Below are 15,373 nucleotides of genomic sequence, written 5' to 3'. Positions count from 1 at the left end.
AGAAATCTTAGACGTGTTAATTGACACTCAAGGCATTACGAATCGCGACTAGTAAAAAGAAACTCGGAAATTCCTTTTGAATAGTCGCGACCTTTTGGTCGACGTGGTTGACTGTAATGCTATGAGCTTTGAGAAAACCTCTTACGAGGTTTAGCCGCCAGTATTATAACGGCATAAGTCTAATTTGGCTAAATTTAGGCAACAAAAAAGGGGCATAAAGCCCCTTTTTAGACAAACTGCTATGCAGTCGCTGATTAGCGACGTAGGCCTAGACGTTTGATTAGGTCTTGGTAGCGAGCTAGGTTTTTACCTTTTAGGTAATCTAGAAGCTTACGACGACGAGAAACCATGCGTAGAAGACCACGACGGCTGTGGTGATCGCCTTTGTGCGCTTTGAAGTGACCTTGTAGGTGGTTGATAGAAGCTGTAAGTAGAGCTACTTGAACTTCTGGTGAACCAGTGTCGCCTTCGCCTTGTGCGTATTCTGCAACGATTGCTGCTTTAGTTTCTGCATTCAGAGACATAATTCTCTCCTAATAAGAGTAGGTTTAAAGTTGTAGCAGCCAATCTCTGATTCAGCCGCTACGCGAAGCGCGGATTATAGGGAAATTTCCTATCTCGTGCAATATAAAAATACCGACACTCAGGTCGGTATTTTCAATCATTTACTTGGATGCGACGTCATCTCGGAATACGACCAATCGCTTAGGAGCGATTTTGCCATCTTCGTTCATTTCGCCAACGCCAATAAACAAACGCTCTTCACCCATGGTAAGGCGAAGTGAGCCTTCGGTAGGCGCACCAAATACTTGAACAGGTTGCCCATGCTGAACCATATCCGCCAGTTCAGGCACTAAGTTGACTTCTGGTAAGTCTTCTACCGCTGTATCCATTGGTAACAGCAATGGGTCCAGTAGTTCTCGAGGAGCGCGTTCTTCACGGTGTGCTTGCTCTAGTAACTCATTCAGTTGCTCAAGTGTCACCATCTTCTCGTAAGGGTATTTCGCAACACCAGTGCGTCGAAGCATAGTTACGTGCGCACCACAACCTAACATTTCGCCTAGATCATCCACGATGGTACGAATGTATGTGCCTTTTGAGCAGTGCACTTCCATCTCGACTTCATCGCCTTCAAAACGGTGAAGAACAATCTCGTATACCGTGATCTTACGAGATTCACGCGGAACTTCGATGCCTTTGCGAGCGTATTCATACAAGGGTTTCCCTTGATATTTCAACGCTGAAAACATGGAAGGTACTTGTTCAGATTCGCCACGGAACTTCTCAATGCACGCTTCTAGCTTGTCTAACGTAACATCGATTGGACGTGTCTCTACGACTTCACCATCCGAGTCAGACGTGTTGGTACGTTCACCAAGCTTTGCGATCACACGGTAGCGTTTATCAGAATCTAGAAGAAACTGAGAAAACTTCGTCGCTTCACCCAAGCAAATTGGCAGCATGCCTGTCGCTAATGGGTCCAAGGCACCAGTGTGGCCTGCTTTCTCAGCAAAGTAGATTCGCTTTACTTTTTGCAGTGCATCATTGGAAGAGATGCCTGTTGGTTTGTCCAACAGTATAACGCCATTAATTGGACGACCTTTACGACGACGAGCCATTATTCTTCGTCCTCACGACCAGAATCTTTTTGCTTTTGTTTGTCTGAGCTTACCACTTCAGACACTAGGTTAGACATACGCATACCTTCAACAAGCGTATTGTCATAATGGAAGCGGATTTCTGGCGTTAGACGTAGGCGAATGCGCTTACCTAACATCATGCGAATGTGCACTTCGTGCTCACGTAGCGCTGCTAGACATGATTCTGGTGTTTGCTCGCCCACACATAGGAAGGTCACAAATACTTTTGCGTAAGCTAGGTCACGAGAGACTTCTACGTCTGAGATCGTCACCATGCCAAGGCGAGAATCACGAACTTCACGTTGAAGGATCATCGCTAGTTCTTTTTGCAGCTGCTGTGCAACGCGCTGCGTGCGGCTAAATTCTTTTGACATATCTTTACTCTTATATAGAAAGAATGGGGGGTTGGTCAAAGCCAGCCCCCCATGGTGTATTCAACAACCAATTACTACTTATCTTTCAAAGACAATATTAGTAATTTTAGTCAATTAGTCTAGAGTACGTTTAATTTCAACGATTTCGAAGACTTCGATTTGGTCACCAACTCGAACATCATTGTAGTTCTTAACGCCGATACCACATTCGTAGCCATTCTTAACTTCTTGAACGTCATCTTTGAAACGACGTAGTGACTCTAGTTCACCTTCGTAAATAACAACGTTATCACGTAGTACACGGATTGGGTTGTTACGCTTGATCACACCTTCTGTAACCATACAACCAGCGATAGCGCCCAGTTTCGGTGACTTAAACACGTCACGAACTTCAGCAAGACCAATGATCTCTTGCTTGAATTCTGGAGCAAGCATACCGCCCATTGCTTGTTTAACTTCGTCAATCAATTGGTAAATGATTGAGTAGTAACGTAAGTCAACAGCTGCGGCTTCAACAGCACGGCGAGCAGAAGCATCTGCACGAACGTTAAAGCCAAGGATGATTGCGTTTGAAGCTTCCGCTAGTACTACGTCAGTTTCCGTAATACCACCAACACCAGAACCAACGATGTTCACTTTAACTTCGTCAGTAGATAGCTTAACTAGTGAGTCTGCGATTGCTTCTACAGAACCTTGAACGTCTGCTTTAAGTACAACGTTAAGTTCAGCAACTTCACCAGCAGTCATGTTAGAGAACATGTTCTCTAGTTTAGATTTCTGCTGACGAGCAAGTTTCACTTCACGGAACTTACCAGCACGGTAGTTAGCTACTTCACGCGCTTTACGCTCGTCACGAACTACTGTTGCTTCATCACCTGAAGATGGTACACCTGAAAGACCTAGGATCTCTACAGGGATAGATGGGCCAGCCGAAGTAATTTCTTTACCTAGCTCATCACGCATTGCACGAACACGGCCGTACTCTTGACCACAAAGAACGATATCGCCCTTGTTTAGCGTACCTGATTGAACAAGTACTGTTGCAACTGGACCACGACCTTTATCTAGACGAGATTCAACAACAACACCAGACGCCATGCCTTCTTTCACTGCTGTAAGTTCTAGAACTTCAGATTGAAGAAGGATTGCTTCTAGAAGAGCGTCAACGTTTGTACCCTGTTTCGCAGAGATGTGAACAAAGATGTTCTCACCGCCCCACTCCTCAGGAATAACATCGTATTGAGCAAGCTCATTCTTAACGTTATCTGGGTTCGCGCCTTCTTTATCGATCTTGTTCACAGCAACAATTAGAGGAACGCCTGCCGCTTTCGCGTGCTGAATCGCTTCTACTGTTTGTGGCATTACGCCATCGTCTGCTGCAACAACAAGAACAACGATATCTGTCGCTTGAGCACCACGAGCACGCATTGCAGTAAACGCTGCGTGTCCAGGAGTATCAAGGAACGTGATCATGCCGTTGTCTGTTTCAACGTGGTACGCACCAATGTGCTGAGTAATACCACCCGCTTCGCCAGAAGCAACGTGTGTGCGACGGATGTAGTCAAGTGTTGACGTTTTACCGTGGTCAACGTGACCCATGATAGTAACAACTGGAGCACGTGGAACTGCTTCCGCGTTAGTGTCACGGTCAGATAGTACCGCTTCTTCCAGCTCGTTCTCTTTACGAAGAACTACTTTATGGCCCATTTCTTCAGCAACAAGTTGTGCTGTTTCTTGGTCGATCACTTGGTTGATAGTCGCCATAGCGCCCATTTTCATCATTACTTTGATAACTTCTGTCGCTTTAACCGACATCTTGTTAGCAAGTTCTGATAGAACGATCGTTTCGCCAATTACAACGTCTTGCTTAGCAACCGTTGCTGACTTATCAAAGCCATGCTGCATTGAAGTCGGCTTAGCAAGTTTGCCTTTACGACCTCTACCGCCACGTTGGTTGTTACGGCCACCGCGAGCTTGGTCGTCTTTACCTGAAGCTTTTTTCTTCTTACGACGACCGCTCTCTACTTTGCGATCTGCTTCATCTTCGGCTTCACGTGCGTATTGTGAAGTCGTTACATGGTAATCTGTATCTTCCATATCACCCTTTTTCTCTTCTGCAGCAGACCAACGCTCTTTATTCTTTTCAGCCAATTCGCGAGCTTCTTCAAGCTTGCGCTGACTTTCCTCTTCAGCCTTACGCTTAGCTTCTTCTTCCTGACGACGTTTAAGCTCGTCGGCCTCTTTTCGCGCTGCTTCTTGCTTAATTTTCTCTTCAGCATCACGCTTTGCTTTTTCTTCAGCATTACGTTGTGCATTCGTATCTACGTCTCGCTTCGCTTTTTCTTCAGCTTCACGTTTCGCTTTTTCTTCCGCTTCACGTTTTGCAGCTTCTTCAGCTTCACGTTTTGCAGCTTCTTCAGCTTCACGTTTTGCAGCTTCTTCTGCTGCACGTTTTGCTGCTTCTTCTGCTTCACGTTGTGCTGCTTCTTCAGCTTCACGTTTCGCTTCATCTTCAATTGTGCTGCGCTTCACGTATGTACGTTTTTTGCGCACCTCAACCTGAACATTCTTACTCTTGCCACCACCCGCGTTCACACTAAGTGTACTACGAGTTTTACGCTGAAGCGTAAGGCGAGTCGGCTCTGAATCACCTGATTTATCACCGTGTTCTTTCTTTAAATGAGAGAGAAGCTTCTGCTTCTCTTCATCAGTAACATTGTCAGAGCTCGCCTTTTTAATGCCAGCGTCAGCAAGTTGTTCAATCAAGCGGTCGACTGGCGTACCAATCTCATCACTCAGTGCTTTAACTGTTAATTGTGTCATGCCGCTTCCTCCTTGCCGAAAATTATGCTTCTTCGCCGAACCAACAGATGTTACGTGCGGCCATAATTAGCTCACCTGCACGTTCTTCGGTCAGGCCTTCGATACCTTCTAAATCGTCAATACCTTGGTCAGCAAGATCTTCCAGTGTCGCTACACCTTTCGCTGCCAATTTAAATGCCATCTCACGCTCAAGACCTTCAAGTGCAAGCAGATCTTCAGCCGGTTCTAGACCTTCAAAAGACTCTTCTTGTGCTAGTGCGATCGTCGTTAGTGCATCTTTTGCACGTCCACGAAGCTCTTCGATTAGTTCTTCATTCAAACCATCGATTTCTAGTAGCTCGTTAACTGGCACGTATGCGATTTCTTCTAGCGTTGAGAAACCTTCTTCAACAAGAAGTTGAGCGAAGTCTTCTTCAATATCTAGGTACTTCATGAAGTTTTCAATAGATGCTTGTGATTCTTCAGCGTGTTTCTTCTGAAGATCAGCAACTGTCATAACATTCAGTTCCCAACCTGTTAGTTGAGATGCTAGACGCACGTTTTGACCATTACGACCGATAGCTTGCGCTAGGTTGTCAGCTTCAACTGCGATGTCCATTGAGTGTGCATCCTCATCAACGATGATAGAAGCAACATCAGCTGGCGCCATTGCGTTGATAACGAATTGAGCTGGGTTATCATCCCAAAGCACAATATCGATACGCTCACCACCAAGTTCGCCAGAAACAGCTTGTACACGTGCACCACGCATACCAACACACGCACCTACAGGGTCGATACGTTTGTCATTTGTTTTGACAGCGATCTTAGCGCGAGAACCAGGATCACGTGCCGCGCCTTTCAACTCGATAATATCTTCAGCGATTTCAGGCACTTCAACACGGAATAGTTCTGCCAGCATTTCAGGCTTAGAACGAGTGATGAACAGTTGGAAACCACGTGCTTCTGGCGCGACTTTGTAAAGAAGACCACGAACGCGGTCGCCTGGACGGAAGTTTTCACGAGGAAGTTGGTCATCACGTAGGATTACCGCTTCAGCGTTGTTACCAAGGTCAAGTACGATTGTGTCGCGGTTTACTTTTTTCACAACGCCAGTGATTAGATCACCTTCATTGTCGATGAACTGCTCAACGATTTGTGCACGTTCAGCTTCACGAACTTTTTGTACGATAACTTGCTTAGCCGTTTGAGTCGTAATACGGTCAAACGTTACTGATTCGATTTCGTCTTCTACGTAGTCGCCAAGCTCGATTGAGTCATCTTCGTACTGTGCTGCTTCTAGTGAGATCTCTTTTGTAGGGTTCTCAACATCATCAACAACTAACCAACGACGGTAAGTCACAAACTCACCAGTTTTACGGTCAATGGCAACACGTACGTCGATTTCGATTTCGTATTTTTTCTTTGTAGAAGTTGCTAGAGCAATCTCAAGAGCCTCAAAGATACGCTCACGAGGTACCGCTTTTTCGTTCGATACCGCTTCTGCTACCGCTAAAATTTCTTTACTCATTGTATTTAGCCTCTAAGCTTAAACTTTTTTAGGGAACTAAAATTTAGGGATCAGGTTAGCTTTGGAAATGTTACTTAGAGCAAACTCTTCTTGCTGACCGTCTACAGTAATTGTCACTGTTTCGCCATCAACGCCGTGGATAATACCTTTCCACTTACGACGGTTTGCTACAGCCATTTTCAATACGATGCTGACCTCGTGACCAATAAATTGCTCGTAATGTGCTGCTTTAAAAAGTGGTCTTTCTAAACCTGGAGAAGACACTTCTAGGCTGTAAGCAACAGAAATTGGATCTTCAACGTCTAAAACCGCACTAACTTGGTGGCTAACTTCTGCACAGTCGTCCACGTTAATACCATTTTCATGGTCAATGTAGATGCGTAACGTTGAGTGCGCGCCTGCACGAATGAATTCTAATCCAACCAACTCATAGCCTGATGCCTCTACTGGTGCTTCAAGCATTTCAGTAAGTTGTCTTTCTAAACCAGTCATTTAACCACTCCAGAAACAAAAAAAGGGCTCAGAGCCCAATCAAAAAACCAAGCAGTCTCTGAGCTATTTCAAAAAGCTCAGATAACAAAAAACCCCGATAGTCGGGGTTTTATGCTGCTGGACCCTGATACGTTAAGAATAGCCAACAAATGCTTCTCTTAACTCGTAGTGTGGTTAGCACTACGCAAACTTGCCAATCTACGATTTCTTCTTAAAGAAAGAGATTGGTTGCGGGGGCCGGATTTGAACCGACGACCTTCGGGTTATGAGCCCGACGAGCTACCAAGCTGCTCCACCCCGCGTCCGACTTGCTGAGCATTATACTCGCAAACAAGTGATTTACAAGTTTGTAAATACATGGTGCCGAGAGAGGGACTCGAACCCTCACACCTAAGGCACTAGCACCTCATGCTAGCGTGTCTACCAATTTCACCATCTCGGCATCAAAACCTTACAGCTTATTGAGGAATTTCATCACCCGCAGGGGCTGGAACTTCACTCGCTGCATCCTTAACTTGTTCAACAACTGGTTGACCTAATGTTGGGTCTACCCATTGTGATTCAGTCTGGTGCGTAGACATACGACCAAGCAACAAGCTAACGATAAAGAATACGGTTGCTAAAATAGCAGTTGTTCGGGTTAAGAAATTACCTGAGCCGCCAGCACCAAACACTGTGTTTGAAGCACCAGCACCGAACGAGGCTCCCATATCTGCGCCTTTACCTTGTTGAATCAACACAAGGCCAATCACACCAAGCGCTGCCAACAGGTAAATCACAAGTAGAACTGAAAACATTTTTTCCACCTATGTTCCAAATTGTTGAGCCAGCGCCGTTCAAGAGAATAAATCATAATTGAACAAGGCTAGCGACCTCCTAACGGGAGGCGGAGCAATACTAGCGAAAGCCGGTAACGCTGACAAGGGAAAATTAGTAAAAAATCAATGCCAATGCGCTAAGCGCTCAAAAAAAGGGCAAAAGATGCCCTTTTCATTCACTGCATACTTTAACGCAATGATTAACAACTTGCTTTTACAGCTTCGGCAATTTTCAATGCAGAGCTTTGAACTAGCTCGCCATCCTCACCTTCCACCATAACGCGAATCAAAGGCTCTGTGCCAGATTTACGCAGCAATACACGTCCTTTATCACCCAGCGTAGCTTCTACTTCGGCGACGGCGTTTAGTACTGCTTGAGCTTCAAGAGGATTACTTTCCCCTGCAAAGCGGACATTTTCTAGAACCTGAGGATACAACGTCATGCCTTGCGATAGCTCATGCAAAGACATATCACTGCCAACTACAGAAGCAAGTACTTGCAGTGCTGCAACAATCGCATCGCCCGTGGTGACTTTATCTAATAAGATCACATGGCCTGAGTTTTCAGCACCAATTTTCCAGCCTTTTTCTAGCAGTTGTTCCATGACATAACGGTCACCAACAGCGGCACGTACGAATGGAATGCCTAGCTGCTTTAAGCCATTTTCCATGCCCAAGTTAGTCATCAACGTACCAACTACACCACCCTTTAGCTCGCCACGACGAAGAGCATCACGAGCAATAATGTAAGCAATTTGGTCGCCATCGACTTTGTTGCCAAGGTGGTCGACCATAATGATACGGTCACCATCACCATCAAATGCTAAACCAAGGTGTGCTTGCTCTTCAACGACACGCTTTTGAAGCGCACGAACATCTGTTGCGCCCACTTCTTCATTAATGTTGATGCCGTTAGGCTCTACGCCCATTGCAATAACTTCTGCGCCAAGCTCTTTGAAGACATTTGGAGCAATGTGGTACGTTGCACCGTGCGCACAATCTACCACGATTTTAAAGTTTGCAAGACTCAATTCAGATGGGAAAGTACTCTTACAGAATTCGATGTAACGGCCAGCAGCGTCATTTAGACGAGTGGCTTTACCAAGTTCTGCAGACTCAACACATTCAATGTCTTTATCCAGTTCAGCTTCAATCGCCAACTCTATATCGTCAGGTAGCTTAGTACCTTCAGAAGAAAAGAATTTAATGCCGTTGTCGTAATATGGGTTATGCGATGCAGAAATCACAATCCCCGCCTCTGCGCGGAAAGTTTGAGTTAAATATGCCACTGCTGGGGTTGGCATTGGACCAGTAAATGTTGCTTTAAGTCCCGCTGCAGCAAGGCCTGCTTCTAATGCAGATTCAAGCATATAACCGGAGATACGCGTATCTTTACCTATAATAACTTTCTTTGTGCCTTGTTTTGCTAGTACACGACCAGCAGCCCAGCCAAGCTTAAGTACGAAGTCCGGAGTGATTGGGTATTGTCCTACTTTACCGCGCACACCGTCAGTACCAAAGTAACGTCTTTTATTCGACATAAACTTTCCTTTATTATTTTTAAATATTGTTTTTCGTCATCTCAACAACTTTCATTGCTTCGATTGTCTCTTCAAAGTCATGCACACGAATGATCTGCGCGCCTTTCATTGCTGCAATCGTAGCGCAAACGACACTCGCATTTGTACATTCAGCCGCTGGCTTATCCAACAATTTAAAAATCATTGATTTACGAGACATGCCAGCCAAAATTGGCAGGCCGAATTCATGAAACTTTTCAAGATGAGCGAGCATATGATAATTGTGTTCTATCGTTTTGCCAAAGCCAAATCCAGGATCGAGAATCAGTTGAGATTTATCAATCCCTGCAGCTTCACATGCCGCGATACGTTCTTCTAAAAAGGCAGATACGTCGCTCATCACATCATCATAATGAGGTGCAACTTGCATGGTTCTAGGTTGACCTTTCATATGCATCAGACAAATTGGAAGCTTTGCTTCTGCTGCGACTTCGAGAGCACCAGGTTCTTGCAAAGATCGAATGTCATTGATCAAATCTGCACCAGCATCAATAGCTTGACGCATAACTTCCGCTTTACTGGTATCGACCGAAATCCACACATCGTACTTTTCACGAATGGCCTTGATTACTGGGACAACACGTCGAAGTTCTTCATCTAAAGACACATCTGGCGCGCCAGGCCTTGTCGACTCCCCACCAACATCAACAATGCTTACACCAGCCTTTATCATTTTATCAACTTGAGCAAGGGCGAGTTCAATCGAGTTGTATTTACCACCATCCGAAAAGGAATCCGGAGTCACATTTAGAATGGCCATAACATGTGGACGGGAAAGATCTAAAGATTTGTTATTTGCTGTAATCATCATCATAAACACAAAAACCCCGAGATAACTCGGGGTTTATTATTATCAACACTCTTTATTCAGAGTCTTTCTTTTCAGGCGCTTCGCTAGAAGTCGCTTCTGAAGAGCTAGACTTTTCTGCATCTTTCGCAGCGTCCGTTGCTTCTTCTTTAACTTCTGGCTTTGCTTGAGGCTTCTCGCTGTCTTCAGGTTTGCTAGTTGAGTTATCACTCCAACCCGCAGGCTCACGAATTTCAGCTTTGCGCTCCATTAAATCATCAATTTGACGAGCATCAATGGTTTCATACTTCATCAGCGCATCTTTCATCGCATGCATGATATCCATGTTTTCTTGAAGAATCTTCTTCGCACGGTCATAGTTGCGGTCAATGATCTGACGAACTTCATCATCAATCAACTTCGCCGTATCGTCAGATACATGCTTAGTCTGAGTCACGCTACGACCAAGGAACACCTCACCTTCATCTTCTGCATACAGTAGAGGACCAAGCTTTTCAGAGAAACCCCATTGAGTAACCATCTTACGAGCAATATCAGTTGCACGTTCAATATCGTTTGACGCGCCTGTTGAGACTTTATCAGCACCGTAGATAAGTTCTTCTGCTAGGCGACCACCGTACAAGCTAGAGATCATAGACTCTAGGTGCTGGCGAGACATGCTGACACGGTCTTGCTCTGGTAGGTACATAGTCACACCCAACGCGCGACCGCGTGGAATGATCGACACCTTGTACACTGGATCGTGCTCAGGTACTAAACGACCAACAATTGCGTGACCCGCTTCGTGATAAGCCGTTGACTCTTTTGTCTCTTCAGACATCACCATTGAACGGCGCTCGGCACCCATCATGATTTTGTCTTTCGCTAATTCGAATTCAACCATAGAAACGTTACGCTTGTTACCACGCGCAGCAAATAGCGCCGCTTCGTTGACTAGGTTTGCTAAATCAGCACCAGAGAAACCTGGTGTACCACGAGCGATTAGAGAAGGCTCTACGTCACCTGCTAGAGGGACTTTACGCATGTGTACTTTTAGAATCTGCTCACGACCACGTACATCTGGCAATCCAACCACCACTTGGCGGTCAAAACGACCAGGACGTAGCAATGCTGGGTCAAGAACGTCTGGACGGTTAGTAGCAGCGATTACGATGATACCTTCGTTACCTTCGAAACCATCCATTTCTACTAGCATTTGGTTTAGTGTTTGCTCACGTTCATCGTGACCACCACCAACACCAGCACCACGCTGACGACCCACCGCATCGATTTCATCGATGAAGATAATACAAGGCGCTGCTTTCTTAGCTTGTTCGAACATGTCACGTACACGAGATGCACCGACACCCACAAACATTTCTACGAAATCTGAACCCGAGATGGTAAAAAACGGTACTTTTGCTTCACCAGCAATGGCTTTCGCTAAAAGCGTTTTACCAGTACCGGGAGGACCTACCATTAACACACCAGTAGGAATCTTACCGCCCAGTTTTTGGAAGCGGCTTGGATCACGCAAGTAGTCCACCAGCTCTTTCACGTCTTCTTTTGCTTCGTCACAACCTGCAACGTCAGCAAAGGTGGTCTTGATTTGCTCTTCGCTCATCATTCGAGCTTTACTCTTACCAAAAGACATGGCGCCTTTACCGCCGCCGCCCTGCATTTGACGCATGAAGAAAATCCATACACCAATCAGTAAGATCATTGGGAACCAAGAAATGAAAATAGTACCAAGCAAGCTCTGCTCTTCTGGAGGCGTGCCCCGTACTTTCACGTTTTGGTTAATTAGGTCATCTAGAAGCTTTTGGTCATACACTGGCATGTAAGTGACCATTTTGGCACCGCCGCCACGACGAACAAAGCTAATTTCACCGTCTTTAAAAGTTGCTTCTTGAATCTGGCCTTGGCCAACTTCCTGTACAAACGTGGTGTAATCCACGGTTCTGCCATTGCTTTCTCCAGGGCCAAAGCTCTGGAATACCGACATCAATACGACGGCGATAACAAGCCACAGAATTAAATTTTTTGCCATGTCACTCAAGGTGTAAGCCTCTCGATAACTAATTGTAATTAAAGGTAGGGTACTACAGTTCATTCACTGTAGCTATAGTGTTAACACGCTCTCAAGAGAGCAAAATGGTTAACCTTTGTAACCAGTGGCTACAACAAAGACTTCTCGAGAGCGAGCTCGCGATGAGTCTGGTTTTCTAATTTTTACGGCTTTAAACATGTCTCGGACTTCTTTCACATACTGATCGAAGCCTTCCCCCTGGAAAACCTTTACGACAAAGCTACCATTAGGCGCTAGAACTTGTCGACACATATCTAAAGCCAATTCAACTAAATACATAGCACGAGGTTGGTCAACAGAGTTATTTCCCGCAATATTAGGTGCCATGTCAGACATTACTACGTCTACCATTGAAGGTTGGATTCTTTCTAGCAAAGCTTCCAATACAGCATCATCGCGAAAGTCGCCTTGTAAAAAGCTGACACCCGCAATCGGGTCCATAGGAAGCAAATCACACGCAATGATCTGACCACTGTCTCCTACTATCTTAGCAGCATATTGAGACCACCCGCCCGGTGCCGCACCCAAATCGACGACTGTCATCCCAGGCTTTAACAATTTATCTTTCGTTTGAATCTCATCGATCTTGAAATAAGCACGTGAGCGATAGCCTTTTTTACGAGCCTCATTCGCGTATTTATCATCAAAGTGTTCTTTCAACCAACGACCAGAACTAGCCGAATGTTTTTGTTTACTCATTTTAATCCCAACAAGGCGCAAATTGGAGCTATTGTTTTAATAGGCGCTACCTATTACTCAATAAATTATAGTCTTCAGCAATAGATGGCGTTAAAATAGCTTTTTTCAACCCTTATTTTAAAGAAAATTGGCCGCGTAATGAACCTAAGCACCAAACAAAAGCAGCACCTTAAAGGCCTAGCTCACAGTTTAAAACCTGTCGTGCTAATGGGCGCAAATGGACTTACAGAAGCCGTGCTAGCAGAAATTGAAATCGCTCTTAACCATCACGAACTGATCAAAGTAAAAGTTGCTTCAGAAGATCGTGAAACAAAACAGCTAATCATCGACGCTATCGTACGTGAGACGGGCGCAGAAAAAGTTCAGACTATTGGTAAAGTGCTTGTGCTGTACCGCCAGTCTGAAGAGCGTAAAATCGAAATCCCTCGTAAGTAATTCTACTTACGTTGCTGAAGAAAAAAGGTCGCCATTGGCGACCTTTTTGCGTTTTATTGGAGTAACAAAATTACTCTCAACGACTTAGATGTATTCTACTCGATCGATTTCGAAGTCTTTCGCGCCACCCGGAGTTTGAATAGCAACCTCATCGCCTTCCATCTTACCGATCAAGCCACGAGCAATTGGTGAGCTTACTGAAATACGGCCAGCTTTAATGTCTGCTTCGTCATCACCAACAATTTGGTATGTTTTTTCTTCTTCGGTGTCGATGTCAATCAAGGTTACGGTTGAACCAAAAATAACTTTACCCGTGTTCTCCATCTTCGTTACATCAATTACTTGAGCAACTGACAGTTTGTATTCAATGTCACGGATTTGTGCTTCACAGATACCCTGCTCTTCTCGAGCGGCGTGATATTCTGCGTTCTCTTTTAAATCACCTAACTCACGAGCTTCAGCGATTGCCTCTGAGATTTGAGGACGTAGTTTAAGTAGACGATCGAGTTCTGCACGTAGCTTTTGCTCGCCACGTAGTGTCATTGGAACTTTTTCCATTTTATAACCTCAAGCCCAAATGGGTCTTTGGACAAAAAAAGCCCACCCTGCCATAGGGCTGGGTAGTGCGCTTAAAGATGTATTTCATTTAGTGTAAACAAACTCCCGGACGAAATCATCTTAATTCGAAAGGCTGTAAGACTATGCATTTTCGGCATAATGATATAAGTCACTTTTAGAACGATTCTAGAATGCATCACTGTCGCAATTTGTTGAAAAACAACACTGTTCATTACACCAAAAACATCAAAAAAGATAAAAACTAATCAATGTCAGACGAATGTTATAGCCATAAAATATCATTTAAAACAAGAAGTTAAATCAAAAACCAGAACAATCGAACAGTGTTCATCGATACGATTTATATCATTTTACTAACTCATACGGAAACTTTAGCAGTAAAACATGTCCAGCGAGTTGTTAGATCAAAGGCTTACAAGGGCGAATTATACCGCTCATTGGCCGATTATAGACCAACAACTTGTGAGAGATTACCTCTCCCCCATACAACAATGATTATGGACAGCTAACTAGGACAAATAAGATGAAAAAGACTCTAATTGCTCTTTCTGTATCTGCAGCAGCTATGGCAACTGGCGTAAACGCAGCTGAACTTTACAACCAAGACGGCACTTCTCTAGAAATGGGCGGCCGTGCTGAAGCACGTCTATCTATGAAAGATGGCGACGCTCAAGACGAATCTCGCATCCGTCTAAACTTCCTTGGTAAACAAGAAATCAATGACAACCTATACGGTGTTGGTTTCTGGGAAGGTGAGTTCACTACCAACGAACAAGGTGGTGTTGATGGTGACGTTAATAAAGACAGCAGCAACCTAGACACTCGTCACGCGTACGCTGGTCTTGGCGGTGCATGGGGTGAGTTCACTTACGGTAAAAACGAAGGTGCACTAGGCGTTATCACTGACTTCACAGATATCATGGCTTACCACGGTAACTCAGCAGCTGACAAACTAGCAGTAGCTGACCGTTCAGACAACATGATGGCTTACAAAGGTCAATTCGAAAACCTAAGTGTTAAAGCAAGCTACCGCTTCGCTGACCGTGTAGAACAAAACGGTGAATACTCTGATAACAAACAAGACGGCTACTCTCTATCAGCTATCTACGCTGTAGCAGACACTGGTCTTGAGCTTGGTGCTGGTTACGCAGACCAATACGATGCAAACGAGTACATGCTAGCTGCATCTTACACAATGTCTGATCTTTACTTCGCTGGTATCTTCACAGATGGCGAAAAAATGACTGACACATTCAACAACACTGTTGATTACACTGGTTACGAACTAGCGGGTGCTTACACGCTAGGTCAAACAGTATTCACAACAACGTACAACAATGCAGAAACTGACAACGAAACTTCTGCAAACAACTTCGCTGTTGATGCTTCTTACTACTTCAAACCTAACTTCCGCGGTTACGTTTCTTACAACTTCAACCTAATTGACGCTGGCGATAAGTTCGGCTCAACTAGCGGTAAGACAGTTGCGAACAAGATCGATGCTGAAGACGAGCTAGCTCTAGGTCTACGTTACGACTTCTAATTCC

The 15,373-nt window shown here is 44.8% G+C and carries 14 protein-coding genes and 2 tRNA genes; 2 read left to right on the top strand and 14 right to left on the bottom strand.

The features are described 5' to 3' along the window. Positions 1-254 precede the first annotated feature (254 nt). From rpsO to rlmE, 13 genes are all read right to left on the bottom strand, one after another. The gene (gene rpsO / locus OO778_RS03325) at positions 255-524 is read right to left on the bottom strand and encodes a 30S ribosomal protein S15 (protein ID WP_005380094.1); all 270 of its coding nucleotides are present in this window, start codon (positions 522-524) and stop codon (positions 255-257) included. Positions 525-665: 141 nt separating this feature from the next. Continuing rightward, entirely contained in the window at positions 666-1,619 is a 954-nt protein-coding gene (gene truB / locus OO778_RS03320; RefSeq protein WP_053809233.1) for a tRNA pseudouridine(55) synthase TruB, read from the bottom strand. Continuing rightward, positions 1,619-2,014 carry a 30S ribosome-binding factor RbfA gene (rbfA, locus tag OO778_RS03315; RefSeq protein WP_005380087.1) on the bottom strand — a complete coding sequence of 132 codons (396 nt, stop codon included), beginning with the start codon at positions 2,012-2,014 and terminating at the stop codon, positions 1,619-1,621. Before rbfA ends, truB begins: the two co-directional genes overlap by 1 nt. A gap of 114 nt (positions 2,015-2,128) precedes the next feature. Beyond that, a complete protein-coding gene (gene infB / locus OO778_RS03310) occupies positions 2,129-4,837 on the bottom strand; it encodes a translation initiation factor IF-2 (RefSeq protein ID WP_046875050.1) in 2,709 nt (902 codons plus the stop codon). A gap of 22 nt (positions 4,838-4,859) precedes the next feature. After that, positions 4,860-6,347, bottom strand: a complete 1,488-nt coding sequence (gene nusA, locus OO778_RS03305; RefSeq protein ID WP_005380084.1) for a transcription termination factor NusA — start codon at positions 6,345-6,347, stop codon at positions 4,860-4,862. Positions 6,348-6,383: 36 nt separating this feature from the next. Further along, positions 6,384-6,839: a ribosome maturation factor RimP gene (gene rimP, locus OO778_RS03300; protein WP_005394659.1), complete on the bottom strand. Its 456-nt coding sequence runs from the start codon at positions 6,837-6,839 to the stop codon at positions 6,384-6,386. Positions 6,840-7,064: 225 nt separating this feature from the next. Continuing rightward, positions 7,065-7,141 (bottom strand) — tRNA-Met (locus OO778_RS03295). 56 nt (positions 7,142-7,197) lie between these two features. After that, positions 7,198-7,281 (bottom strand) — tRNA-Leu (locus OO778_RS03290). A gap of 16 nt (positions 7,282-7,297) precedes the next feature. Further along, on the bottom strand, positions 7,298-7,636 hold the full coding sequence (gene secG, locus OO778_RS03285; protein WP_005380080.1) for a preprotein translocase subunit SecG: 339 nt from the start codon (positions 7,634-7,636) through the stop codon (positions 7,298-7,300). Between the two features lie 221 nt (positions 7,637-7,857). Then, on the bottom strand, positions 7,858-9,198 hold the full coding sequence (gene glmM, locus OO778_RS03280; RefSeq protein ID WP_005394663.1) for a phosphoglucosamine mutase: 1,341 nt from the start codon (positions 9,196-9,198) through the stop codon (positions 7,858-7,860). A gap of 19 nt (positions 9,199-9,217) precedes the next feature. Continuing rightward, complete coding sequence (gene folP / locus OO778_RS03275; protein ID WP_074191757.1) at positions 9,218-10,048, bottom strand: dihydropteroate synthase; 831 nt, start codon at positions 10,046-10,048, stop codon at positions 9,218-9,220. A gap of 52 nt (positions 10,049-10,100) precedes the next feature. Further along, positions 10,101-12,074, bottom strand: coding sequence for an ATP-dependent zinc metalloprotease FtsH (gene ftsH / locus OO778_RS03270; RefSeq protein WP_074191758.1), 1,974 nt, complete (start codon positions 12,072-12,074; stop codon positions 10,101-10,103). Positions 12,075-12,182: 108 nt separating this feature from the next. Continuing rightward, on the bottom strand, positions 12,183-12,812 hold the full coding sequence (gene rlmE, locus OO778_RS03265) for a 23S rRNA (uridine(2552)-2'-O)-methyltransferase RlmE (protein ID WP_005388985.1): 630 nt from the start codon (positions 12,810-12,812) through the stop codon (positions 12,183-12,185). Positions 12,813-12,950: 138 nt separating this feature from the next. On the opposite strand from rlmE, the gene yhbY reads away from it, so the two are divergent. Then, a complete protein-coding gene (gene yhbY, locus OO778_RS03260) occupies positions 12,951-13,247 on the top strand; it encodes a ribosome assembly RNA-binding protein YhbY (RefSeq protein ID WP_005380066.1) in 297 nt (98 codons plus the stop codon). 84 nt (positions 13,248-13,331) lie between these two features. On the opposite strand, the gene greA is transcribed toward yhbY, so the two are convergent. Beyond that, positions 13,332-13,805 (bottom strand): transcription elongation factor GreA, encoded by a 474-nt coding sequence (gene greA, locus OO778_RS03255; protein WP_005380065.1) that lies wholly within the window; start codon positions 13,803-13,805, stop codon positions 13,332-13,334. Between the two features lie 544 nt (positions 13,806-14,349). Between greA and OO778_RS03250 the strand changes: the two genes are divergently transcribed. Continuing rightward, the gene (locus tag OO778_RS03250; RefSeq protein ID WP_264910675.1) at positions 14,350-15,369 is read left to right on the top strand and encodes a porin; all 1,020 of its coding nucleotides are present in this window, start codon (positions 14,350-14,352) and stop codon (positions 15,367-15,369) included. Positions 15,370-15,373: the final 4 nt, after the last annotated feature.

The sequence above is a fragment of the Vibrio sp. STUT-A16 genome (genome assembly GCF_026000495.1).
Taxonomy (GTDB): Bacteria; Pseudomonadota; Gammaproteobacteria; order Enterobacterales; family Vibrionaceae; genus Vibrio; species Vibrio diabolicus.
This window is presented reverse-complemented; position numbering and strand designations above follow the sequence as displayed.